We start from the raw sequence: 26,288 nt of genomic DNA, 5'->3' as shown, positions 1-26,288 counted from the left end.
GGTACAGTTTGTTAGAGATACAAAGCAGTGCAACCTAAAAAATTTAATGCTATTAAAAAATACTTACCATCATACTTTCTTGATGGTAAGTATTTTTTGTGGATTGTTTTACCTGTTGAATATTACTTTCGACTTAAGGTAAACACTTTCAATAATGAAAAAAACGACCGATATATAGTGTATGAAGACTGATATAATGGAACGTAAATAGATATGAAATAAGAATGGGGCTTTGCAATGAATATATTAAAAAATAAAACTGTTTTAGTGACAGGTGGAACTGGATCGTTCGGCAAAATGTTTACAAGAGAGGCACTGAGTTTAGGTGCGAAAAAAGTAATCGTTTTTAGTCGTGATGAACTAAAACAGTACGAAATGAGACAAGAGTTTGAAGATAGTAGAATTCGTTTTTTTATCGGAGACGTGCGTGATAAAGACCGTCTTTACCGCGCATTTGAAGGCGTCGATATTGTAATCCATGCAGCTGCAATGAAGCATGTAGAAGCTTGTGAATATAATCCGTTCGAAGCCGTTAAAACAAATATTCATGGTGCACAAAATATTATCGAAGCTGCAATTGATAAAGGAGTAGAAAAAGTGATTGCGCTTTCTACAGACAAGGCAGCAGCTCCTGTTAATTTGTATGGTGCAACAAAACTTGCTTCTGATAAATTATTTATCGCTGCGAATGCCTATGTTGGTGAAAAGCATACGAAGTTCTCTGTAGTTCGCTATGGCAATGTAGTTGGTAGTCGTGGTAGCGTTGTACCTTTTTTCAAAAAAATCAAAGAAACTGGTATTTTACCAATAACAGACGAACGAATGACAAGGTTCTGGATTACGCTTGATCAAGGGGTACAATTTGTTATCGATAATCTTGAACGCATGCATGGTGGAGAGCTATTTGTACCGAAGATTCCAAGCATGAATATTATTGACTTAGCGAAAGCGATTGGTCCAGAATGTGAGATTAACATTGTTGGTATCCGTCCCGGTGAAAAACTGCATGAAACAATGATTACAGAAGATGATGCACGTCATACAGTTGAATTTGATGATTATTATGTAATTGCACCTGAATTTACTTGGTGGTCTAAAGAAATACAAGGCGGAAAGTCATTGCCAGAAGGCTTTGAATACAATAGCTCGATTAATGATAAATGGCTAACTGTGGAAGAATTGCAAGAAATCATTAAGGAGTTGTAGCATATGATAGCAATTGTCGGCGGGGCAGGTTATATCGGTTCACACACAGTGAAGTATTTAGTACGACAAGGAAAAGAAGTAGTAGTATTTGATAATTTGAGTACAGGTCATAGAGAATTTATAACCGAAAAAGTCTCTTTTATTGAAGGGGATTTAGCGAATAAAGAGGATTTAGATAATCTATTTAATCGTTATCCAACTATTGATACGGTTGTTCATTTTGCGGCATTTGCATACGTAGGAGAATCTGTTGAGCAGCCTGCAAAATATTATCATAATAACGTAATCAACACGATTCAATTACTCGACGTTATGCTAAAGCACAACGTAAAGAATATAGTGTTTTCTTCCACTTGTGCAACTTATGGGGATCCGATGGAATGGCCTATTACAGAGCAGCATCCTCAGAACCCTATCAATCCGTATGGTCGAACAAAACTTATGATTGAACAAATTATGGAAGACTATTCGAAAGCATATGGTTTGAAGTTTGTTGCATTACGTTATTTCAATGCTGCTGGAGCAGATATAGAGTGTGAAATTGGCGAATGGCATGACCCGGAGTCGCATTTAATTCCACTTGTGCTAGATATAGCATTGGGAAGGAAATCTTCTATCTCCGTATTTGGTAGTGATTTTGAAACACCAGATGGCACTTGTATTCGTGATTATATTCATGTGACTGATTTAGCAGATGCCCATAGTAAAGCAATTGATTATTTACTGAAATGTAATGAAAATCTCAAACTTAATTTAGGAAATGGGTTGGGATATTCTGTATTAGAAATTATTCAAACTGTGGAAAAAGTAACAGGTAAACAAGTACAAGCTGTTATGGCAGAACGTCGCCCGGGGGACCCAGCAAAACTAATCGGTTCTGCCGCAAATGCGAAAGCGATATTGGACTGGGAACCACAATATAATTTACAACAAATCATTGAAACAGCATGGCAATGGCATGTAAAGAAATTTGGAGGAACATTATGAAACGTATTTTAGTAGCAGGCGGAGCAGGCTTTCTTGGCTCACATTTGATAGATAGATTAGTAGAACAAGGACATACAATTATATGCATGGATAACTTGCAAACAGGTGCAATGGATAATATAAGTCATGTAACGAATAAAATTCAGTTTGTTCAGCATGACATTACAGAACCTTTTCCTGAATTAGGTGATTTTGATGAAATCTATAATCTAGCTTGCGCAGCAAGCCCAGTGCACTATCAAGCTGACCCAGTACATACGTTTAAAACAAGTATTCTAGGAGCTATAAATATATTAGAGCTTGCTCGTAAAACAGGAGCAAAAGTGTTTCAAGCCTCTACTTCAGAAGTATACGGAGATCCTTTAGTACATCCACAACCAGAACAATATTGGGGGAATGTTAATCCAATCGGTATTCGGAGCTGTTACGACGAAGGGAAACGTGGAGCAGAAACATTATTTTTTGACTATGCTCGCATGTATAACCTTGAAATAAAAGTAGTGCGTATTTTTAATACATATGGTCCACGTATGGATGCAAAAGACGGGCGTGTAGTGAGTAACTTTATCGTTCAATCATTACAAAACAAAGCCCTTACCGTATACGGAGATGGCAAGCAGTCGCGTTCATTCTGTTACGTAGATGATTTAATAGAAGGTTTTTTACATATGATGGCAACACCGAAAGAAATTACAGGACCTATAAACCTTGGAAATCCAAACGAATTTACAATGTTAGAGCTTACAGAGAAAGTGATTAAATGGACTGGCAATGAAACATCATTAAAATTTGAAGACTTGCCACAAGATGATCCAAAGCAGCGTAAGCCGATTATTGACGAAGCGAAGCGTCTACTAGACTGGGAGCCAAAAGTAATGTTAGATGAAGGGCTTCAAAAAACAATTGCTTATTTTTCGGCAATAAAAGAATAATAAATAAGAAAGCAGGATTGTAGCATGAATGTAGCGATAATAGGGACAGGATATGTCGGATTAGTAACCGGAGCAGTATTATCTGAGATTGGACATAACGTCATATGCCTAGACATAAATGAAGAAAAAATCACGAAGTTAAAAAAAGGTGAATCTCCTATTTATGAACCAGGCTTAGATGAAGTGCTAGAAAGAAATATTGCGGGCAATCGTCTCTCTTTCACTACAAGTGCAGAAGAAGCATTTGAAAATGCGGAAGTTATTTTCATTGCAGTTGGAACTCCTCAAGGGGAAGATGGAGCAGCAAACCTTACGTATATTCAACAAGCAGCTAAAGATATTGCAATGCATATTAATAGAAACTTGATCGTTGTTGTGAAAAGTACTGTTCCAGTCGGAACGAATGATTTAATCGAAGAAACCATTCGCACAAACGCAATAGGAAGTTTCCAAGTAGATGTCGTGTCGAACCCAGAGTTTTTACGTGAAGGACATGCGATTAATGATACATTTCTTGGTGATCGTATTGTCATTGGATCGGAAAATGAGCACGCAGGTAGCACGGTAGAATCACTATTTACGAAATTGAATATTCCATTTTTGCACACAAATCGTCGTAGTGCAGAAATGATTAAATATGCATCAAATGCTTTTTTAGCAATAAAAATAAGTTATATCAACCAAATATATAATCTATGTGAAAAGGTAGGAGCAGATGTAAATGATGTAGCGGACGGAATGGGTATGGATCACCGAATTGGTCGAGCGTTTTTAAATGCAGGACTAGGCTATGGTGGATCTTGTTTTCCAAAAGATACAGAGGCTTTAGCCTATCTAGGGAGAGAAAATGAAATATCCATAAGCCTAGTAGATGCGGCAATTCAAGCAAACAAAGAACAACGCATTCTGTTTGTAAACAGAGTGCTAGAACATTTTAATGGTAATGTCGAAGGGAAGAAAATAGCGGTCCTAGGCTTAGCATTTAAACCGAATACAGATGATATGCGAGAAGCCCCTTCATTAGATATTATTCGCATATTGTCAGCTGATGGAGCAGAAGTACATGTAATTGATCCAGTCGTAAAAGAAACCAAATTATTAGCAGAAGTAGCTGTAACCCATTCTAAAACGCTAGAGGAATGTGTTCAGAGCGCAGAAGCTGTTTTATTAGTTACTGAATGGGAAGAATTTGTGCGTGCAGACTGGGAGGAGCTTTTAGCTTTAACAAAAAATGCAACTATTTTTGATGGTCGTAATGTATTACACAACCATAAATTAATTAGCCAGGTGGTGTAAAAAGTGAATGAACTAACTGTTGAAGTACTAGAGAGTAAAATAGGTGTACCTGCATTACAAGTGAATATAGATGGTAAAAACATGATGCTCCATAGTAAATATAATCCAATCCAAGAGGCGGAACGTTTTATCGATTCATTGAATGAAAGAATTGAGGTAGCGGATCATGTCTTGTTTTATGGCATAGGACTTGGTTATCACGTCGGGTATTTTTGTGAACAATATCCTGAAAAATTAGCATCAGCTTACGAGCCGATTCCTGAAATTGCTAACTTATGTTTGGAACTTCAGTCTAGAACTGCATTCCCAAAAGAAAAGTTAGCACATTTTTTGATTGAAGATAAAGAGGATTCCTTGCAAGAAAATTTACAGCAATTAAGAGAATTAGTACATCAGAAGTTCGTGATTATTACTTTACCCGTATATGAAAGACTTTTCCCAACAATGACAGAGAGTTTTAGTCAGTCATTCCGAAACTTTTTGTTGATGGTTGGGAATGATATGGCAACAGTAATGGAGTTCTCAGAGAGATGGACGATTAATTCAATGAAAAATTTACCATTTACAGCTGAAAGTCACAGTATATTTGAGAAGAAATCTTTTTTTAAAGGAAAACCAGTGATAATTGTTAGTGCTGGACCGTCTTTAAATGAAGAACTTGCAAACTTAAAATATATAAAAGAAAATGGACTCGCTTATATTTTCGCAGTAGGTTCAGCAAATAAAATACTGATTAATAATAATATTTATCCAGATGCAGTGTGTACGTATGATCCGCAGCAACACAATTATAAATTATTTGAAGAAATATATAATAATCGCATTAAAAGCATCCCAATGATTTATGCAACGACTGTTGGACATGAAACACTGGATCAATACCCTGGACCATTGTTTAGCTTTATTACAACGCAGGATAACTTAACTCAGCAATTACTAGAGAAACAACAGAAACCAGTTATATATGATGCGCCATCAATTGCAGTTATTACCTTACAAGTACTTAACGCTTTAGAGGTAAGTAAAATTATTTTAGTCGGTCAAAATTTTGCCTTCAAACAAGGTAAGTTTTATGCGGATGGTATTGAACGATTTGACAAAGAAAAACAGGGCTTTTCAGATAACGCAGTTCAGCGTCAAGATGAAGCTACAATCGTTGAAGTAGAAGATGTACATAATGGTAAGGTAAGAACAAATGCTCATTTTCAACAAATGAAAGCAGACATGGAGATTGTGATTCAACTAAATCATATGCCCACAATAAACACTACTCAAGGCGGCGCGAAAATTGAAGGTGCGAAATTTAAAAGTTTAAAAGCAGTTATTGAAGAAGAATTGACCCAAAATGTTGTGGATGAACAATGGTATCAAAATGATATGAAAAGACAAAAGCTTAATGGAAAAGTACTTAAACAGTTAGAAAAAGAGTGCTCTACGTATATAAGTGTATTTAACGAAATGGAAAGTATACTGAAGCAGTTGGCTGGAAATTTAAAGGTAATATCATCCGAACAGCCAATCAATACTTTACAAAAGTTTGAGAGACTCTTAAATGACATGCAAAATACTTTATTCTCCAAAATAATTCTTAATCCGATTCTCAAAATGGACAATGAAAAATTGGTAGCAAAATTAGAAGTAAGCAATAAAAAAGTAAGCATAGAGGAACGTCTAAAAGCTTTACAAGAACATTATCAAACATATTTAAATACGATTTTAGCGACTTATAAAAAAGTAGTACCAATTTTACAAACACACGTATTTTTGAAAATGAATGCAGATCAAAGATTGAAATTTTATGAAGCGACATGTGGTGTTTTTCATTATGAAGGAATGTGGGAAAAAAAATGGCTTACACTCTTTGAAAAAGAAAATGAGAAATTTTATTCAGTAGGTATTGAAACGAAGGAGAGAGGGGCTTCCTTTGAATTTAAATGCAAAGGGAGAAATCTCCAAATAATTGCATCAAATCATTCGAAAAGTCCTTTGAAAATAAAGGTTACTATTGATGATAATGAACAGGTTGTTATGGTTTATGAGAAGTATGATGAGGAGAGATTTGGCTCATTTCAAAATCAAATTATATTCGCAGTATCTGAACTGACTAATAATATACATGAAGTAAAAGTGGAATTTCTTTCTGAAGATATTGATTTGAATTTTATCGGGATTAATATAGATGCAGGTGGACGAGTCTATCATATTCATGAGGTAGATAGAATTGAAGATTTAAATGTAGGAAAGCGGATTAGATGTCATTACGAAGCGGAAAAATATCAAGTAGGGAAGTTCAGGGCACTAGGAAAAGAAACTGGATTCTTTTTATCAATCATGCCAATAGCCTGTCCTAAAGGTGATTTTTACTTTATTTGTGTAGATGACAACAAGCTTATTGCAGATCGTAATATTCAAAATGAAATTTCATGGGCATCGTTGAAACAAGCAGAAATTGCAACAAGCAAAGGACTATTTGTATCAAATAAAATATCTTTAACACTACCAACTGGAGGCAGGTTCTTTGGTGATACTGAAAATGATTGGTATCAATACATTGAAAACTACTCACTGAAAAATTCTAATACTAAAAATGAAGAAGAGTACTGGAATTGTATACCTGGTAAAACAAGTTGGTGTTTAGATAATAGTATTGATAATAATGATTTAGTTGCAGTTCGAGGAAGTTATATAACAAGTAAGGGTGAATCGTATGGTGAGGACGAACATTATTGGCATGCTAGTTTGAAAACGAATTTTTCTATTTCAAATGGATTTAGGCCAGCTGCAGAATTTTGACATATAGTCTAGATTCAACATAAGTTGATTTCAATTACTTGTAAATTTAGGGGAATATAAAAAAAGAAAATAAGATAGAAAATAGATTAAATGAGGTGCTTTTATGAAGGAGTATTATATTTTCGGAGCTTCTAAATTAGGAGGAATTGCATTAAGCCTTTTGGAAAATAGGTATAGTATAGCGGGTTTTTTAGATAATGATAGAAATAAGCATAATAAAGAATTCTGTGGAAAAAATGTTTATAATCCAGAGTTTATTTTTAAAGCAGAGCCTAACATCATTATTGCAAGTGAGCAATATAAAGAAATTGAAAAACAACTCATTTTAAATAATGTAAAACAATACAAAATATTTAGGTTTTCAATTGAAGATGTAGATATTGATTTTGACAGCAAAAAATATTGGGAAGAAAGATACAAAAGTGGCGGTAATTCGGGCGGGGGGTCATATAATCACTTAGCAGAATTTAAATCTAAGATCATAAATGAATTTGTGCGCTCAAATAATATTAATAATGTGTGTGAGTGGGGTGGAGGAGATGGTAACCAATTATCGTTAATGAATTATCCAAACTATATCGGTTATGATGTTTCTAAAACTGCTATTGAGATATGTAAAGATAAATTTAAAAACGACTTAACAAAGCAATTTATTTTATACGATGGAAAAAAAGTTTCATTTGAAAGATTAGAGAAAAACGATTTGGCGTTGTCATTAGATGTAATTTATCATCTCATTGAAGATGAAATATATGATACATATATGAAAAACTTATTCGATTCAAGTAGTAAATATGTTTGTATTTATTCTACTAACTACAATGACCATCATACAAGTCATGTTAAGGATAGAGAATTTCTTAGTCATGTGGAAAATAAATTCCCTGAATGGAAACTTATAGACTATATTGAGAATGAATATCTATCCCATAAAGTAAAAAATAGAAAGCTGGAATTTTCTAATTCAAATTTCTATTTTTTTGAAAAGTTTAGTGAAGAGAGGTAATTATTAATTGAATACTTTAGATGAAATTAATATTGTTTTTGCACCAGATGATAATTATGTAGATTATTGTTGTATTGCTATAAAATCAATTGAAGAAAATTATATAGGTAAAAACAAGATAAACATTTATATATTATGTTCGGAATTACTGGAAAAAAACAAAAAAAAAATTAAAAGTACTGTTGAACAGAATAATGCCTTTCAAATACATTTTAGAGAAATTGAAAACAGTGAAATAATAGAAAAGTTCCGAATTAAAGATCATTTCACAACTGCTATGTATTATAGAATATTAATACCAAATTTGTTAAGTGAACAAATTAATAAGGCCATATATTTAGATTGTGACGTACTAGTAAGGAAAAATATTAAAGAACTGTGGGATATTGAAATAGATAATTATGCTTTAGGTGCGGTTTCTACTTTGGATTTTAATAATTGCGGAAAGTTGGGTATAGACCTTAATTATGGTTATTTTAATTCTGGAGTATTGATTTTTAATCTGAAAAAATGGAGAGAAAAAAATTATGTTTCAATTATAATGGATTATTTAATCAATAACTCAACTCAATTAAGCTTACCTGATCAAGATGCTTTAAATTTTGTATTATTTCAGGATTGGATAGAAGTTCCGCTAAAATGGAATGTAAGAACAACCTTATATAATTTTAAAGAATTACAAAACGATTTTAAACAATATTTGTATGATCCAGCTATTGTTCACTTCACAACATATAGTAAACCTTGGCATTTATTCAATAATCACATTTTTAAAGAAGAATATAATAATGTAGCAAAAAAATCTGGTTACAGTTTAATAATATCAGACGAAATAAAGAATATCTTGTCTAAGAATATTGTTATTTTCGGTGCTGGAAGTTCAGGTGATAAAACTATGAAATTTTTAAAGGCATTCCAACTTGATTTGAAATGTTTCTCTGATAATGATAAGTCAAAATGGAACGATAAACTTAAAGGAATAGAAGTTATTAATCCGTTGGAACTTATAGAAACTAAAGATGAAAATGTAGTGATAATTTCAAGTATTTATGAACAAGAAATAAAAGAACAATTACTTTCATATGGCTTATTCGAAAATCAGCATTTTTATTGTGAAAAAAATCTCTTTTTAATTTGTTATAATTACAAAATAATTTAGTAGATAATTAGAGTTTGAATTTTAAAGAAGTATTTTTTAAAAAGATATAATACATTTTAAGTGAAAAAGGGGATGAACAAATGTGTAGTTTGGTACTATTCGGTGCTTCGAAATTAGGGTCTTTAGCGTATCAATTTATAGGGGACAGGGAAAACATAGTAGGTTTTATAGATAATGATCCCCAAAAATGGGGGACCACCTTTTTGGATTTGCCAGTCTATCCACCTATGGAGTTACTAAATAATGAATATAAAATAATCATAGCAAGTAGTTATAAAGATGAAATAATAATTCAACTAGAGGAAATGGATATTTTTTCATACAGTATTTTTGAAATATCGTATCAGAATTTGAATAGTACAAACAGAATGAAGATGAATAAGACAAACTTAAAGTATGAAGATACATTTTTATTTTATTACAGAGATAATATAATTAAATTTTATTTGCCTAATTTAAGGGATTATTTACAAAAAAAAATCTATGATAATTCTAACTTTTATGAAAATGTGATGTTAGAGGATATTCGAAACCGAGTTAAAGATTCCTCTGAAATCATAGATATAGGAGCTAATATAGGTAATCATACTATTTTTTTCAGTTCTGTATGTCAATGTAAAGTTCATGCATTTGAACCACAAACAAGTGTATTTAATCACTTAAAAAAGAATGTGCAGCTAAATAATCAGGGGAATAGAGTTGAATTATATAATATAGCCTTAGGAGAAAAAGAAGATAAAGGTAACATTAAAATTGTTGATAAAAATAATTTAGGTAGTTCGGAAGTTGAATATAATAATAATGGTGAAGTTACAATTAATACACTAGACAGCTTTATTAGTTTGTTCAAAAATATTGCTATAATTAAAATAGATGTTGAAGGTATGGAATTAAGTGTTCTAAAAGGGGCATTTAAAACTATAAAAAAATTTAAACCATTACTATATATCGAAACAAAGACTCAAGAGGAATTTGAAATTATTGAAAATTTCCTTAGCCCATTAGGTTATGAAGTAAATCAAAGGTTTAATGCTACTCCAACGATATTGTTTCTACCTATCAATTAAGATTATTAAATTCTTTTAGTCTCAGTTATTCTGGTGTTAGATTAAATTGCTAATAATTTAATTGGAATGAAGCACATTGAGAAAGAGCATTTTAATAAAATATCTTATTTAAGTTCATAAGAAGATAAGTAAGTACGAAATAGACAATGGGTGACAATTTCGTACAGGGATTTGAATTAAGATGACGAAACTAACTAGAAGTTTTAATGAGTGAATAATTATTTCTAATATACTAGGAGATATAAATATGAAAGATACCGTATTATTTGGCGCCTCTAAATTTGGGGAAAGTGCCCTTAAGATATTACAGGAAAGTAAAAAAATTATTGGTTTTATTGATAATGATGAGAATAAATGGAATACGATTTTTAACGGATTACCTGTATATGGACCAACTTTTATTAAAGAACATGATATAGAAGTTATCATTACAAGTACCTATGCTAATGAAATTGTAAATCAGCTTCAGGAACTGAATTTTTTCGATTTCTCAACCTATTCTATTCAACTACAAAAATCGAATTTAATAAATAGTAAGTTTGTAAATCATTCATTGCCAATTATATCAATTGGTAAATTACTCCAAGATATAGGGAGAGATGTATCGATCAACGATTTAACTTTTTTATCAGGTGGTTCGTCTGTAATGGATTATTTCTTTCTAAAAGCAGTAATGCAAAGATGCAACTTTCGAACTTATCTTGAAATTGGAACATGGACAGGTGAAAGCATTGCAGCTGTGGCGGAAATTGCAGATAAATGTTACAGCATCTCCCTTCCTGATGACAATGAAGCATTATTCACGACATTTAAAAGCTATTGCAATAAGGCTAATTTCAGTAGATATTTTTCAAATAATAAAGATAATATTGTACATTTCTATGGTGATTCTTTGGAATTCGATTATAGCCAAATAAAAGATGAAATTAATCTTGTTTTTATCGATGGAGACCATTCATATGATGCAATCAAACAAGATACTAAAAATATATTTGAGTTAGTTGGTTATGAAAATTCGATTATTGTATGGCATGATTTTAAAACGATTAGAAATCAGGTCATTCAAACTACATATGAAGCTATTCGAGCTGTATTACCACAAGAATACGTTAAAAATTTATTTGTAGTTCATAGTAGTATTTGTGGTGTCTATATTCCAGAAAAACTACAGAGCAAGTTTACTTTAGAAAGTGATTCTGAATCTCTTTACTCATTTGAAGTTAGTGTAAAGCCAAAACAAAATAAACTTTGAATTGGAGGAGTTGAGGATACAATATAAAATACTATTTCTAGTGAAATTGCATTACTATGTTTATATACAGTTTTGTATTCAAAAACGTATTATGAAATGAAACATCTATATCTTTTTTTTGAATAAAATGGTTGGCTGTGTACATTGGTTAGGATCATCTATAACTGTTAATGAGTATTTTATTGAAGAGAAGTTATAATAAAAAAATTTTTGAATAAATTGATTTTTCGGGGAGATCAGCAATCCAATTTTAAATTAAATTGTTACCGTATTGGTAATAAAAGATTTCCTCTATTTTTGGGGAATGGGTGGTGAAAAAGTGAGAATTATACACTTAACAAGTGGAAATATCGCGGGTGGGGCTGCAAGAGGAGCATATTTTCTTCATACATCATTAAAAGAACAGGGAATAGATTCTCGCTTTTTTGTAGTGGATAAGCTATTTGAAGATGAGTTTGAAGAAGTAGAGTATTTATTAACTAGTGTAAAGGATGATCTAGAACGATACCGAAATAGAAAGTTTGAGCAATTTGTATTAAGTGAATATCCTCAAAAAAACGGTTTTTTTAGTTTAGGTGAGGGAATTTTTGACGAGAAAATACTTGAACTTTCTCAAGAAGCTGATATTGTTCACCTACATTGGATTAATGACCAAATGTTGAGTTTAGAAGCGCTGTCAAAAATTAACACACCAATTGTTTGGACTTTCCGTGATATGTGGCCCTTTACAGGAGGATGTCATTATTCTCGTAGTTGTGAAAAATATAAAGTTAGTTGTGGTTCATGCAATATTCTTAATAGTTACATTAAACATGACGTTTCAAATTGGATTTACTCTAGAAAAATGAAAAATTATCACAATGTTCATCCTGTGGCAATTAGTAGTTGGTTAGCTGAGTGTGCGATTTCGAGCAGTTTATTGAATAATAAGAAGGTTCACATGATCCCAAATAGTATTGATTCAAATGTGTTTAAGGCATATGATAAAGTATCTATTCGTAAAAAGAATAATTTGCCGCTAGATAAAAAAATAATAGCATTTGGAGCTATTAATGCATATGCGGATGAAAGAAAAGGATTTAAGTTATTAATTGATGCACTGCAATTATTGGAAAATAAAAAAGACTATTATTTGATTACATTTGGCGGAAGCGATTCAGCGGTTTTAAAAGATGTAGGTTTTTCTTATACTGATTTTGGTATTGTAAATGATAACAATATTTTAGCTCAAATATATTCTTCAGCGCATGTTTTTGTTGCTCCTTCGATTGAAGAAGCATTTGGAAAAACAATAGTAGAGTCTATGTCGTGTGGAACACCAGTAGTAGCTTTCAATGCGACAGGTCCTGCTGATATTATTAAACATGGAGAAACTGGTTATTTATCTCATGCTTATGAAGTAGACGATATGGCCAAAGGGATAGAATTTATTGCACATCATCCAGACTATGAGCTTTTATCAGGAAAGTCTCGTCAAGAAGCAGTAGTGAATTATAGTCCAAAGAAAATGGCTAATTTATATAAAGACTTGTATCAAGAGGTACTTCAAATACCATTAAGTAAGAAAAAAGAAGAATCTTTAGAGGAAGAAATGGAACTTTTTAATATTCAAATGTACATTAAAAGATTCCAAAAATCCGTTGAAGTTCAATGGAATGAACAACAAAAATGGTATGTTTTTGATAATAAAAAAAATCAATTGTTAGCGAAAATAGGTGACAGGAAAGTAGCTATTTACGGTACGGGGGAATTCGGTAAGGAAGTATTAACTATATTGAAATTTTATAATATTCCTGTTGATGTGTTTATAGATAGTGATAAAGCCTTACAAGGTAAAATCGTAGAATCTTATCGAATTAACACCATTGAGGAATCTAAAAATTATTTTGTTTTTGTTGCTTCAACATGGTATACAGAAATTGAACAAGTACTTTGGAAGAATGCTTTTACACTTAATGATTATGCCATTTGTATGAAATAAATGAAGTTAGAGGTAAACTATTTATGAAAAAAGCATTGATCACAGGCATCACAGGCCAAGATGGTGCCTATTTAACAAAATTCCTTTTAGAAAAAGGATATAAGGTACATGGACTTGTTCGACGTGTATCTATTGAACGTTATGATCGAATTCAAGAGTTTCTAAATGATGATCGATTAACTTTGCATTATGGAGACATGACTGATTCAGCAAATATAATCCGTTTAATGTCCGAAATTAGACCGGGTGAGGTATATAATTTAGCTGCGATGAGTCATGTACATGTATCATTTGAAACACCTGAATATACAGCGAATGCTGATGGTATTGGCACATTACGATTATTAGAAGCTATTCGTATTTTAGGACTTGAGCAAAAAACTAGAATATATCAAGCTTCAACTAGTGAGTTGTATGGCAAAGTACAGGAAACACCACAGTCTGAGACAACACCGTTTTATCCTCGTAGTCCGTATGCAGCAGCAAAAATGTATGCATATTGGATTACAGTGAACTATCGTGAAGCATATAATATTTTTGCATGTAACGGAATATTATTTAATCATGAATCTCCCCTTCGTGGGGAAACATTTGTGACGCGAAAAATTACGATTGCTGTTGCTAATATTAAGCATAGTAATCAGGAGTGTTTATATTTAGGTAACCTTGATGCAAAGCGTGATTGGGGATTTGCAGGAGATTATGTTGAAGCAATGTGGTTAATGCTACAACAAGAAAAGCCAGAAGACTTTGTTATAGCAACAGGGGAAACTAGAACTGTTCGTGAATTTGTGGAATGCGCATTTAATGAAGCGGGTATTGATATTGAATGGCAAGGGGAAGGCATTAATGAAAAGGGAATTAATCGTGCAACTGGTCAAATTATTGTAGCCGTTGATCCACAATTTTTCCGCCCAACTGAAGTAGAATTATTACTTGGAAACCCAACAAAGGCAAAAGAAAAACTTGGTTGGGAACGGAAGACTTCTTTCCAACAATTAGTACAGATGATGGTTCAGGAAGATTTGAAAAGAATAAAAAACTAAAGCGAAGCGATGAAGGGGGAAAATAGTAGATACCTTTGTCGCTTTTTAATGTAGTTTGATGGTAGTTTGCCGATAATAATAATAGATTGAAATAAAAGGTGAGTATGCAATGGATAAACATTCAAAAATCTATGTAGCCGGGCATAGGGGATTAGTTGGATCTGCAATAACTCGAAAACTAAAAGCAGATGGGCATACAAATATTATAACTAGAACAAGCAAAGAATTAGATTTACGTAAACAGGTAGAAGTAGAAACATTTTTTACAGAGGAAGAGCCAGAGTATGTATTTTTAGCGGCAGCAAAAGTTGGTGGGATTTTAGCCAATTCTACATTTCCTGGTCAATTTTTATATGAAAATTTAATGATTCAAACGAATGTTATTGAAGCAGCTCGTAAAGTTGAGGTGAAAAAGCTTCTATTTTTAGGGAGTACATGTATTTATCCAAAAATGGCACCTCAGCCGCTTAAAGAAGACTATTTACTAACAGGTGAATTAGAATCTACAAACGAGGCTTACGCGATAGCTAAAATTGCTGGCATTAAAATGTGTAATGCTTATAACAAAGAATATGGAACTAATTTTATTAGTGTGATGCCAACGAATTTATATGGACCAAATGATAATTTTGATTTGCAAAGTTCACATGTATTACCTGCACTTATGAGGAAAATACATGAAGCTAAAGTGAATAAAGAGTCGACAGTTTCTGTTTGGGGATCAGGTGCTCCACTTCGTGAGTTTTTGCATGCGGATGATTTAGCTGATGCTTGTACTTATTTAATGGAACAATGTGATGCTGGACAGGTTGGAGAATTTGTTAATATTGGTATGGGAAAAGAAGTGTCTATAGAACAATTAGCGCTATTATTATGTGATGTAATTGGCTATGAAGGCAAGCTAGTATTTGACATAAGTAAGCCAGATGGTACACCGAGAAAGCTTACAGATGTATCTAAATTACATCGTCTAGGTTGGAAACATTCAATTGAATTGAAGGAAGGAGTTCAAGATGCATATAATTGGTATCTTGATAATGTCATAAAATGATGAGTAATCGACCGAAAATTAGTATCATAACAGCTTGTTATAATGCAGAAAACACAATTGAGCAAACGATTCAAAGCGTACTTGGACAAACCTATGAACATATCGAATATATTATTGTAGATGGGGCTTCTACTGATGGAACTATGGAGATTGTGGAGAAGTACCGAAACAAAATAGATGTAGTAGTCTCAGAGTCAGACAAAGGAGTATATGATGCGTTCAATAAAGGCGTACATATAGCTTCAGGCGAATATATTATGTTTTTAAATGCAGATGATTATTTCTTAGAAAATGATGTAATTAAACAGTTAGCTTGTTTCATAAAGAAAAAACAAGATGCTGTTTGTGTTTATGGAAATATTTATATGATAAATGAATCTACTGATTATAAAACTAAACATGGGCAAAATATTAGTCTAGATAAATTAAAAGAAGGAATTATGCCACCTCATCCAGCAACATTATTATTACGAGAAGTAATCTTAGCGCTTGGAGGATTTGATTTACAATACCGTATTGCGGCAGACTTCGATCTGATGGCAAAAGTTTTACAGAAGTATGAGAAGAAAGTGTATTATATTCCTATTTTCGTAACAATGTTTCGACTAGGGGGACTGTCTAGCAACGACAGCACGCAATCAATTGTACTAGACGAAACAAGAAGTATTATCAATAAGTATTTTCCAGTTAATAATACTTTAATTAATCAACAAGTCCCGGATACAAATGAGTCATTACTAAAAAAATGGCTTGAACAAATTACTTTTCATAATAAATCAATAAGCTATCCCTTAATGGAAAAGAAAATTAAATCTGTAGTTATCTTCGGTAGTGAGGGAATAGCTCTTTTAATAGCTCAGGATTTTAAAAATGCTGGTATACAAATTAAAGGGTATCTTGATAATAATGAACGTAGACATGGGATTATCATGAATAATATTGAGGTATATCACCCCGAGTGGCTTTTAAATACCGAAAATACAAAACAAATTGATGCTGTAATATTTGGATTTCAAGGGTTTCATGAAGAAGCAGGGAAAGAACAGCTCAATAGCTATAATCTAGAAAAAGAAATATATTGTGTAAGTTGGAGAGATCTAGTTCGTGATATTAATTAAGGGGTTATTTAGATGGATTATAATGTATTAGTAAAGAAACTAAAAGCTAAAAAAGTTATTTGTTTTGGTGCAAGTGACGCAGCGATAAAATTATTTGAATTAATGCCACTTTTAAAAGTTGAACTGTTTGTAGATAATGATATTAATAAACATGGTCAATTATTTTTAAATAAAGCAATTTGTCATCCAACTATTTTGAAAAGCATTCAAAAAGATGAGTATTTTATAGTTATTACAAGTTCTTATAGAAACGAAATCGCAATGCAGCTTAAAGAATTAGGATTTAGTGACGAACAGGATTTCTGCGATTATATGGATGTTAAAAATAGTCTTAATTTAAATCTTCATTTTGAAAATGGCCATTATTATTCTCCTATCCCTAATTTACATGAAATCAAAGAAAATGAACAAACCTTATTTTCAAAGAATAAGGAAATTGGCGGAGTTGAAATCAATGAAGAAGGTCAACTGCAGATGTTTTCTAGTTTTTTAGAGTCAATTGAATCATTTTATAAAATAATTCACGAAAAAGAAACGTTACGATATTATACGCCTAATGGATTTTTTGAATTTTTTGATGCGGCTACCCTGTATAGTACATTAAAAAGATTCAAACCCAAAAGAATCATTGAAGTAGGTTCGGGATTTTCTTCATCAGTAATGTTAGATACAAGAGATAAACTAAATTTAAACATGGAGTTAACTTTTATAGAGCCATTTCCAGATCGTTTAAATGGTTTGTTAACAGAAAAAGATAAAGAAAATTCAACAATTATTGTTTCAAAAGTTCAAGATGTTCATCTAGATATTTTTAGAAGTTTAGAGGCAGGAGATATATTATTTATCGACAGTTCTCATGTTTCGAAAATAGGTAGTGATGTCAACTATTTGATATTTGAAGTGCTACCTGAATTAAAAGAAGGAGTTATTATTCACTTTCACGATATTTTTTACCCTTTTGAATATCCTAAAGAATGGCTGGAAAAAGGATACTATTGGAATGAGGCATATGTTTTGAGAAGCTTTTTACAGTATAATAGAAGTTTTTCGATCATGTATTGGAATGACTTTATTTACGATAAGCAACAGGGAAAACTGAAAGATGAGTACTTATCAATGGGGGGCTCTTTCGGCGGAAGCTTGTGGTTAAAGAAATTGGACTAGACATTGCAAATTCCTCTGGAGGGAAGATACTATGAAAGTAGCGTTAGTATTAAAGCGTTTAGAGGTTGGCGGGATTGAAAATTTAGTTTTAAGAATTTCTGAACATCTTAGTAATGATCATGAAGTTTGTATTATTTGTACAGAGGGAAATGGAGAATGGGACCCAATTGCTGAAAATCTAGGATTACGACTAAAAAAGTTCTATATTTGGGATTTTAAAGATCCAGTAACTTTTATCGAAACTATTGCAGAGTTTATCATTGATGAATCTTTTGCAGCTATTTACATTAACGATACAATTATTGGAAGTGCAGTAGCAGGGCTAGTTGATTCTAAAACAAAAAAGATTACAGTGCTCCATGCGATAGATACAATCTCAATCTCTGTTGCAGTTTCTAATAGAGAAAACATGGATGGTTTTATTGCTATAAGTCCACGGATAAAAAGAATACTAGATAACGATGAGACGGAGAATTCGGTTCTAGTACCAAATGGGATTAGTAATGATTTCTTTGGAAAAATGAGTGACAGAGTGGAACAAGATAGTGAATTAAAATTACTCTACTGTGGACGCTTATCGCATAGTGATAAAGGTGTATTATTTTTACCTAAGCTTTTGGAGCTCTTTTCTTCCCATTCTGATGAAAAATTTAGCCTTACTATAGTCGGGGACGGCCCAGCACGTAGCGAATTGGAAAGAATGATTTATGAAAAAAAATTAAATGATTTTGTAACCATAAAAGGAAGTTTAAAGAAAGATAATATAATTCAAGAAATGAAAGAAGCCCATTTTTTAATCTTCCCATCTCTATCGGAAGGGTTTGGCCTTTCAATAATAGAGGCACAAGCTATGGGGTGTATTCCAGTAGCATTTTTAATAGATGGTGTAACGGATTATCTTATTAAAGATAATATAAATGGACTTTTATGTGAATATGGAAAAATTGAGAGTATGTATGAACGAGTAAGCGATACCTTTAAAAATAAGCAAAAAATGAATGAATTAAATAAAGCTGCGATAATGAATGCCAAACAATATAAAATTGAGAATACTGCTAATGAGTGGATAAAAAGAATCGATAAAATGCCTTTAAAAACAATTAAATATGATACAGAGAAAATTCAAGACAATATATTAGGAGTATTAAGCTTTGCGGCAGATTTTGAAACAAAGTGTGCTAAGCAAAAGTGGTTAAATAATTTTTATAATAAAGAAGAAGGAAATTTAGTTGTATTAAGAAAAAGAGAAATTCGAAATGTTGTGATTTTTGGGACCATGCATATGTCTTACTTTATTTATATTGACCTTTTAAAAGAAAACTATAATGTAGTTGGATTTATTGATAATAATAAAGTATTACCTGCTTCAATTAATCATATCCCAATATATGATGAAACATGGCTAGAAAAGGAAACTAGCTCATATGATTCAGTCATTGTCTCTATTGAGTCTTCATCAAGTAAAATTGTAAAACAACGTCTTAAAGAGAATTTTCCCGGGAAATATATATTTGAATGGAAAGAATTACGTTAGATAAATCACTCATAGGATTTAAATATTAGTTTTAGTTAAAGGGAGTTTGATTGAATTGCTTGCATCTGTGCTAATCAATAACTACAATTATGGTCGTTATTTAGAACATTGTATCGAATCAGTTCTCCATCAGACGTATAGAGACATAGAAATCATTGTCTATGATGATGGATCAACGGATGACTCGTTAGATATTCTTAAAGAATATAAGGATCAAATTACTATTATTCATCAAGTAAATTATGGGCAAACACCGAATATTAATCAAATGAACGCGGTACACCAAGCGTTTTTAAAATCTAATGGGGATGTAGTCTTTTTACTAGATAGTGATGATGTCTTTCATAATCAAAAAATAGAAGAAGTAATGAACGTTTTACATGAGTACCCAAATATTGATACGATCCAGCATCCTATGAGTGAGATGGATGGAGAAGGACAAGTTTTAGATATCGTTCGTCCAGTAATAAAACAAATCACTAACTATAAAAATTACATATCATCTACCAACAGTTTGTTTCATCTATTTGTACCAACAAGTGGTTTAGTTTTTAGACGTTCACTTTTAGAAAAATTGTTACCTTTAAAAGAAGACAATTTATCGACGATTTGTGTAGACACAAGACTCATGCTACATAGTGCATTAATCGGTCAAATTAAAACAATTAATGAACCTTATGCATATTATCGTATTCATGGTTCCAATGCTTTTAAAAAAATAAATGAAGTGAAGTTTTATCAACGGTATACAAATGAACTATATCAATTCTTTAATGCTATTTCTAAAGAATACGGGCATAAAGAAATTGAGTTTAATATGAATCAATATCTAGAGAACACTTTTTTCTATTCACTTATAGACGTGGAGAACAATATTCAATTTCTCCAAAATGATAGTTTAGTAGGTGAATGTTGGATATGGGGAGCGGGTGAAGCTGGCCAATCTATTTGCTATTCTCTAACAAACGAAGGACAAACTATTGAAGGGTTTATCGATGCTAACCCACAAAAGAAAAATACAACTGTATTGGGGAGAAAAGTGCTGTCACCCGAAGAAATGGTATTTTCAACAAAGACGAAAATTTTGATTTCACCGTATTATGCCTATGAACAAATAGCAAAATACTTAAAATCAATCGGTTTAATCGAAGGAATCAATTATAGATACCCGTATAAAAAAGAACATTCTTTTTAAAGAATGAAAGAGGAAATGTATGAAAAATATTTCAGTGGTTGTTCCTGCTTATAATGCGGAAAAGTATATATCAAAATCAATTGAGAGTGTTCTAAATCAAACATATTCTGTTCAAGAAATAATCGTAATTGATGATTGTAGCGTAGACCAAACATGCAAAGTAGTTAGAAAACTAATGGAAAAGCATAATCTAATTAAATTATTTGAGAATGAAGAGAATCAAGGGGTTTCTAGCACTAGAAATAGAGGAATTAACGAATCAACAGGTGATTGGATATTATTTTTAGATGCAGACGATGAATGTTCTCAAGAACTAGTTGAAACTTATTTATCTAAAATAAATGAAGTTACAGAAGATATTTCAGCAATTTATCCTGCTTATTATCAAATTGATGAAAATTCTCATGTGATTTCTCCAGTATTGAGTGGCAAGCGATTAAGCGGAGTTAAAGGATTTTGCGATATCTTAATAAGAAATCCTATTATTTCTCCTTCAGGTGTATTAGTAAAGAAAAGTAGATTAGTTGAAATGACTGGATTTAATTCATCTATAAAATATGATGAAGATGTTGATTTATGGGTACGTCTATTAGATAAGGATTGTTCAATCGAATATATTGATAGGCCTCTTTCTTTCATTCGACGTCATGCAAATAATACAACTTCTAGCATGAGTACTTCCCATAATGCAGAAAAGCTAATAATGGATCAATATGGTTTGGAATATATTAAGGAAAAACTTTATAAAAGAGATTATACAATAGAGAAAAATAGTTTAGATTTTGTGTTGTTTTTAATTCGTTATAAGCAGTGGGAACAATGTGAAGAACTATTAGAGAATACTCCAGTTTTAGAAGATTCATCATACTATATTACTTATTGTTTTCTGAAATCTATTGTTTATATTGAGAACAAACGATTCAATGATGCATTGGGCGAATATGAAAAAATACTTTTAGTAAATGTAGAGCATGGAGCAGCATTGAATAATTCGGCCGTTATTTATGCGATGAATGGTAATAAAGAAAAAGCAATTATTCATATGGAACAAGCTATGTTACTGTTTCCAGGGTATTTAGATGCTAGGCAAAATATGATGCTAATACAGAATGGCAAGACAGATGAATCCCAGTTTAGATTTACTTTACGTGAGCTAAGACCGGTATTGCTATCGTATAGTACAGATTAAAGAAATGTGGTGAAGTAAAAGTGAAGCTTATTCTCTTATCAGGTGGATCTGGCACAAGACTCTGGCCTTTATCGAACGATTCGCGTGCAAAACAATTTTTAAAAGTCTTGCGAAATGATGACACTGGTGAATTGGAGTCCATGGTACAGCGTGTGTATCGCCAATTGGCTGAGGTCGTTGCTGCTGAAGACATGATAGTTGCAACCAATGCTGCACAAGTAGACATGTTGCGCAATCAGCTTGGGGATATTCCAATTGTTATAGAGCCGGAAAGACGTGATACATTTCCAGCAATTGCTCTTGCGTGTACATATCTGCATTCAGCTTTAGGGATGAAGGAAGATGAAGTTGTAGGTGTCGTTTCAGTAGACGCTTTTGTTGATGTCGCTTTTTATCGACAAGTAAAGGAACTTGAAAAGCTTGTTACTTCAACAAAAGTGGAGATTGGTTTATTAGGGATAAAGCCAACATATCCTTCTTCTAAGTATGGCTACTTAATACCAACTCTATCAACAGAATATATGCAAGTAGATCGTTTTGTTGAGAAGCCATCAGAAGAAGCTGCAGAAGTATTAATTGAAAAAGGAGCTTATTGGAATAGTGGAGTATTTGCTTTTCCTTTAAGTTTAATATTAAATAGATTAATTGAAAAAGAACTTCCATGCTCATATGAAGAGCTATTGGACCAGTTTTCTAAATTGCCGAAAAATAGTTTCGATTATGAAGTAGTAGAGAATTTAACTAAAATTTCGGCATTAACTTATGACGGGTATTGGAAAGACTTAGGAACATGGAATACTTTGACAGAAGAAATGTCCGAGCAAGTTATTGGTAATGGAGGATTAAGTGAAGATAGCTTTAATACGCATATCGTGAATGAACTTGATTTACCTGTTATAGTACTTGGGATTTCAAATGCAGTAGTTGCTGTAAGTGCCGATGGTATTTTAGTAACGGATAAGCCTGCTAGCTCTCGAATGAAAGACATGCTGCATGATGGTTTATTTTCCAGACCGATGTATGAAGAACGTCGGTGGGGCTGGTATCGAGTGCTTGATTTTACGAAAAAAGAGGGACGCGAGGTTTTAACGAAAAGGCTTTGTGTTGAATCTGGTAAAAATTTAAGCTATCAATTTCATAACCATCGTTCAGAAGTTTGGACGATTATTTCGGGTGATGCGATTTTCATTCAAGATGGTGAAACAAAAATGGTTTTACCTGGAGATGTATTAACTATTCCACTGGGCTCGAAGCATTGTTTATATGCATTAACAGATACAGAGTTAATCGAGGTACAAATGGGGAGCTCGATCGTAGAAGAAGATATCATAAGGCTGGAAAAAGATTGGTCGACGATTGTTGAATCTATTCGTTGATAAAAAGAATACACAACTAGAACCAGTTAAGTGAAATTTAAAGTATGTACTGTTAAACGACTTTCAATCATCTGAAAGTCGTTTATTCTGTTATGCTTAACGTATAGAAAAAACGTTTATTTTACCGATAAAGTTAATATAAATATATATAAGAAAGCTACTATGTACGGAGGTTCTAAATGATTCGTTTTATTAAACTGCGGGAAGAGCATCTTGAGCAAGTTCTGGAATGGAGAACGCAGGAGGATGTCACTCGATTTATGAATACTGATATTGAAAAAGATATGAATAAGCAGAAAGAATGGTTTAAAAGAATCTCGCATTCTGAAACAAATGCTTATTGGATCATTGAAATAAAAGGACAGCTAGTTGGCGTCATTTGTTTAAATGGTATGGACCATGTGAACAAAAGAACAAGTTGGGGTTTTTATATTGGGGAAGAAAAGTATCGCTTATATGGAGGGATTATACCTCCTTATTTTTATAACTATGTGTTTTCAACTTATGGTTTTCACAAGATTACCGCGGAAGTAATGGAAGGTAATGACAATGTAATAAAGTTGAATTTATTGCATGGTTACCGAATGGTTGGAGTATATAAGGAACATATTTTTAAAAATGGTTCGTGTTACGACTTACATTTACTAGAGTTGTTAAAGGAAGATTGGATAAAGCTAAATAAGTTTCAAAAGTATAATGGTGTATTTGAACAATAAATCCCAAGATTGGAGAACAAATAAATGGAAAAATTATTAGCTATTATAAATGAAATAAGAGAAGAAGCGGGTAACAGTACTATTGAAACCCTAGCATCTTCTATGGATTTACGAGAAGATTTACATTTAGATTCTTTAATGTTAGCGGAATTGACGGTGCGACTTGAGGATGAATTTGATGTAGATATTTTCGAGGACGGCATTGTTCAAACGATTGGCGAAATTATTGTTAAATTAGAAGGCAAGTAATATGGAAAAAGCTTTTTTAGTACATAACGAGGTTGTATATACATATGAAAAGTTGTTAACTGATTTAAGTAATAGGGAAATTTGCTCTTCTTATTTATATGTGATGAACAACGAGCCATATGAAGTCTTTTTAACGATTGTTCATAGTTTATTATTTGATTATCCTATCGAATTGTTGGACGGAGATTTTTCTGAAAAAGAGATAGGTGAATTAGGTCTTCATGTTGAGGATGTATTAATGATAAGCGATGTAATGGAACGTATTCATTTTAATGATTTTGATGAAGTGGTGCAACGGATACAGGCAACGCAAAAGTGGAATGTAACTTTGTATACGTCTGGAACAACAGGCAGACCTAAAAAAGTGAGCCATTCTTTTCAATCCATTACAAGAAACGTAAAAAAGTATACTAAACTAGAAAATGATGTGTGGGCTTTTGCTTATAATCCTACTCATATGGCTGGATTACAAGTGTTCTTTCAAGCATTACTTAACCAAAATACATTGATTTATGTTTTTGATGAGTCAATGAAAAGGATACCTGAACTGATAGAGAAATACGGGGTCACTAATATTTCAGCTACATCAACATTTTATAGAAATGTTCTTCCTTATTTACAAGAGGATATATATTCTATGATTAAAAGAGTAACATTTGGTGGAGAAAAATTTGATGCCGTTTTAGAAGGGAAATTGAAAAATATTTTCCCAAATGCAAAAATGACAAATGTGTATGCATCAACAGAGGCTGGAAGTTTGTTTGCAGCACAAGGTGATACTTTTGAAATTAGAGAAGAACATTTGCTGTTAGTGAAAATTACAACTGAACAGGAATTATGTATACATAATTCTTTATTAGGATACTCAGATTCATTAGCTACAGATGATATGTGGTTTCATACGGGAGATCTCGTTGAAATGAGGGATGAAACGCATTTTACATTTCTATCACGCCAATCAGATATGATTAATGTTGGAGGATATAAAGTGAATCCACTTGAAGTGGAGGATTTACTAATTCAAGTGCCAGGTGTAGTTGATATTTTGGTAAAGTCTAAGAAGAATAGTGTTACAGGTGAGCTTCTTGTAGCGGATGTTATTAAAGCTGATGAGGTAGACGAAAAAGAGTTAAAAAAAGAAATAAAGCAATTTGCAGCTACTCATCTACAAGAGTGGAAAGTTCCTCGCATTATTAAGTTTGTAGATGAACTTCCTAGTACGAGAACTGGAAAGAAGGTCAGAAAATGAAGTGGATTATTGTGACTGGGGATTCAAGAGGTGTTGGGAGAGAAATTGTTCATCAAATACTGGATGAAACAGATTTTGGGGTTATTGGAGTTAGTCGATCAAGCGAAGAGTCAGCGGATGAGCTTTTGGCGAAATACCCGGATCGTTTTAGAGCGTTGTCTTATGATTTAACAAATGTAGATGGTATCAAGCAGTTATATATAGAAAAGATTCGTAAGATAGGCCATATATACGGGCTCGTTAATAATTCGGCGATGGCATATGACGATATCGTTTCTAATTTAAAAGTGGATCAATTGGAGGCGATGTTCCAAGTAAATGTCTTTTCAGCCATGCATTTATCCAAATATGCGATTAGAGATATGTTATTACATAAAACGCAAGGTTCGATTGTTCACATATCCTCTATTAGTGCGCATACGGGTTATAAAGGTTTGAGTATGTATGCAGCTACAAAGGGAGCAATGGAAGCATTTTCTAAAAATATTGCTAGAGAATGGGGAAGCAAGGGAATTCGTTCTAATTGTGTCGTTCCGGGCTTCATGGAAACTTCGATGAGCACGACATTGACGGAAGATCAAAAAGCACGAATTTATCAAAGAACATCTTTGAAAAAGGAAACGGATATTTCAAGCGTAGCAAGCACTGTACTATTTTTACTTTCAGAAAAAGCGAAGTCGATCACGGGAACAGTAGTGCATGTAGATAATGGCACGATATGA

22 protein-coding genes are annotated in these 26,288 nt (G+C 32.5%); all 22 read left to right on the top strand.

All coding sequences use genetic code 11. The features are described 5' to 3' along the window. Positions 1-237 precede the first annotated feature (237 nt). The 22 genes from pseB (at position 238) to RUH95_RS09160 (ending at position 26,288) form a co-directional block, all read left to right on the top strand. Positions 238-1,206: a UDP-N-acetylglucosamine 4,6-dehydratase (inverting) gene (gene pseB, locus RUH95_RS09265; RefSeq protein ID WP_313892577.1), complete on the top strand. Its 969-nt coding sequence runs from the start codon at positions 238-240 to the stop codon at positions 1,204-1,206. A 3-nt stretch (positions 1,207-1,209) separates the two neighbouring features. Continuing rightward, positions 1,210-2,193, top strand: a complete 984-nt coding sequence (galE, locus tag RUH95_RS09260) for a UDP-glucose 4-epimerase GalE (protein WP_313892576.1) — start codon at positions 1,210-1,212, stop codon at positions 2,191-2,193. Continuing rightward, entirely contained in the window at positions 2,190-3,125 is a 936-nt protein-coding gene (locus RUH95_RS09255) for a UDP-glucuronic acid decarboxylase family protein (RefSeq protein WP_313892575.1), read from the top strand. The genes galE and RUH95_RS09255 overlap by 4 nt, the downstream gene beginning before the upstream one ends. Positions 3,126-3,149: 24 nt before the next feature. Further along, positions 3,150-4,421 carry a UDP-glucose dehydrogenase family protein gene (locus RUH95_RS09250; RefSeq protein WP_313892574.1) on the top strand — a complete coding sequence of 424 codons (1,272 nt, stop codon included), beginning with the start codon at positions 3,150-3,152 and terminating at the stop codon, positions 4,419-4,421. A 3-nt stretch (positions 4,422-4,424) separates the two neighbouring features. After that, positions 4,425-7,214 (top strand): motility associated factor glycosyltransferase family protein, encoded by a 2,790-nt coding sequence (locus RUH95_RS09245; protein ID WP_313892573.1) that lies wholly within the window; start codon positions 4,425-4,427, stop codon positions 7,212-7,214. A 103-nt stretch (positions 7,215-7,317) separates the two neighbouring features. Further along, on the top strand, positions 7,318-8,220 hold the full coding sequence (locus RUH95_RS09240) for a methyltransferase domain-containing protein (protein WP_313892572.1): 903 nt from the start codon (positions 7,318-7,320) through the stop codon (positions 8,218-8,220). Positions 8,221-8,227: 7 nt separating this feature from the next. Continuing rightward, positions 8,228-9,379, top strand: a complete 1,152-nt coding sequence (locus tag RUH95_RS09235) for a glycosyltransferase (RefSeq protein ID WP_313892571.1) — start codon at positions 8,228-8,230, stop codon at positions 9,377-9,379. 80 nt (positions 9,380-9,459) lie between these two features. After that, positions 9,460-10,446 carry an FkbM family methyltransferase gene (locus RUH95_RS09230; RefSeq protein WP_313892570.1) on the top strand — a complete coding sequence of 329 codons (987 nt, stop codon included), beginning with the start codon at positions 9,460-9,462 and terminating at the stop codon, positions 10,444-10,446. A gap of 247 nt (positions 10,447-10,693) precedes the next feature. Beyond that, positions 10,694-11,698 carry a class I SAM-dependent methyltransferase gene (locus RUH95_RS09225; RefSeq protein ID WP_313892569.1) on the top strand — a complete coding sequence of 335 codons (1,005 nt, stop codon included), beginning with the start codon at positions 10,694-10,696 and terminating at the stop codon, positions 11,696-11,698. Positions 11,699-12,002: 304 nt separating this feature from the next. Continuing rightward, entirely contained in the window at positions 12,003-13,679 is a 1,677-nt protein-coding gene (locus RUH95_RS09220) for a glycosyltransferase (protein WP_313892568.1), read from the top strand. A gap of 23 nt (positions 13,680-13,702) precedes the next feature. Then, positions 13,703-14,725: a GDP-mannose 4,6-dehydratase gene (gene gmd, locus RUH95_RS09215; RefSeq protein ID WP_313892567.1), complete on the top strand. Its 1,023-nt coding sequence runs from the start codon at positions 13,703-13,705 to the stop codon at positions 14,723-14,725. Positions 14,726-14,834: 109 nt separating this feature from the next. Beyond that, positions 14,835-15,776, top strand: coding sequence for a GDP-L-fucose synthase family protein (locus RUH95_RS09210; RefSeq protein ID WP_313892566.1), 942 nt, complete (start codon positions 14,835-14,837; stop codon positions 15,774-15,776). Further along, positions 15,773-16,894 (top strand): glycosyltransferase, encoded by a 1,122-nt coding sequence (locus RUH95_RS09205; RefSeq protein WP_313892565.1) that lies wholly within the window; start codon positions 15,773-15,775, stop codon positions 16,892-16,894. The genes RUH95_RS09210 and RUH95_RS09205 overlap by 4 nt, the downstream gene beginning before the upstream one ends. Before the next feature lie 12 nt (positions 16,895-16,906). Beyond that, entirely contained in the window at positions 16,907-18,058 is a 1,152-nt protein-coding gene (locus RUH95_RS09200; protein ID WP_313892564.1) for a class I SAM-dependent methyltransferase, read from the top strand. A 31-nt stretch (positions 18,059-18,089) separates the two neighbouring features. Continuing rightward, positions 18,090-19,592, top strand: a complete 1,503-nt coding sequence (locus tag RUH95_RS09195) for a glycosyltransferase family 4 protein (protein WP_313892563.1) — start codon at positions 18,090-18,092, stop codon at positions 19,590-19,592. A gap of 46 nt (positions 19,593-19,638) precedes the next feature. Next, positions 19,639-20,787 (top strand): glycosyltransferase, encoded by a 1,149-nt coding sequence (locus RUH95_RS09190; RefSeq protein ID WP_313892562.1) that lies wholly within the window; start codon positions 19,639-19,641, stop codon positions 20,785-20,787. Between the two features lie 19 nt (positions 20,788-20,806). Further along, the gene (locus RUH95_RS09185; RefSeq protein ID WP_313892561.1) at positions 20,807-21,976 is read left to right on the top strand and encodes a glycosyltransferase; all 1,170 of its coding nucleotides are present in this window, start codon (positions 20,807-20,809) and stop codon (positions 21,974-21,976) included. Positions 21,977-21,996: 20 nt separating this feature from the next. Continuing rightward, positions 21,997-23,352 carry a sugar phosphate nucleotidyltransferase gene (locus RUH95_RS09180; RefSeq protein ID WP_313892560.1) on the top strand — a complete coding sequence of 452 codons (1,356 nt, stop codon included), beginning with the start codon at positions 21,997-21,999 and terminating at the stop codon, positions 23,350-23,352. Positions 23,353-23,531: 179 nt separating this feature from the next. Further along, a complete protein-coding gene (gene pseH, locus RUH95_RS09175) occupies positions 23,532-24,068 on the top strand; it encodes a UDP-4-amino-4,6-dideoxy-N-acetyl-beta-L-altrosamine N-acetyltransferase (protein WP_313892559.1) in 537 nt (178 codons plus the stop codon). Between the two features lie 24 nt (positions 24,069-24,092). After that, positions 24,093-24,317 carry an acyl carrier protein gene (locus tag RUH95_RS09170; protein ID WP_313892558.1) on the top strand — a complete coding sequence of 75 codons (225 nt, stop codon included), beginning with the start codon at positions 24,093-24,095 and terminating at the stop codon, positions 24,315-24,317. A 1-nt stretch (position 24,318) separates the two neighbouring features. Next, a complete protein-coding gene (locus RUH95_RS09165) occupies positions 24,319-25,566 on the top strand; it encodes an ANL family adenylate-forming protein (protein WP_313892557.1) in 1,248 nt (415 codons plus the stop codon). Then, positions 25,563-26,288, top strand: coding sequence for an SDR family NAD(P)-dependent oxidoreductase (locus RUH95_RS09160; protein ID WP_313892556.1), 726 nt, complete (start codon positions 25,563-25,565; stop codon positions 26,286-26,288). Before RUH95_RS09165 ends, RUH95_RS09160 begins: the two co-directional genes overlap by 4 nt.

Source organism: Psychrobacillus sp., assembly GCF_032154225.1.
Classification (GTDB): domain Bacteria; phylum Bacillota; class Bacilli; order Bacillales_A; family Planococcaceae; genus Psychrobacillus.
Note: the sequence above shows the minus strand (reverse complement) of the source record. Positions and strands in the feature narration are given on the sequence as shown.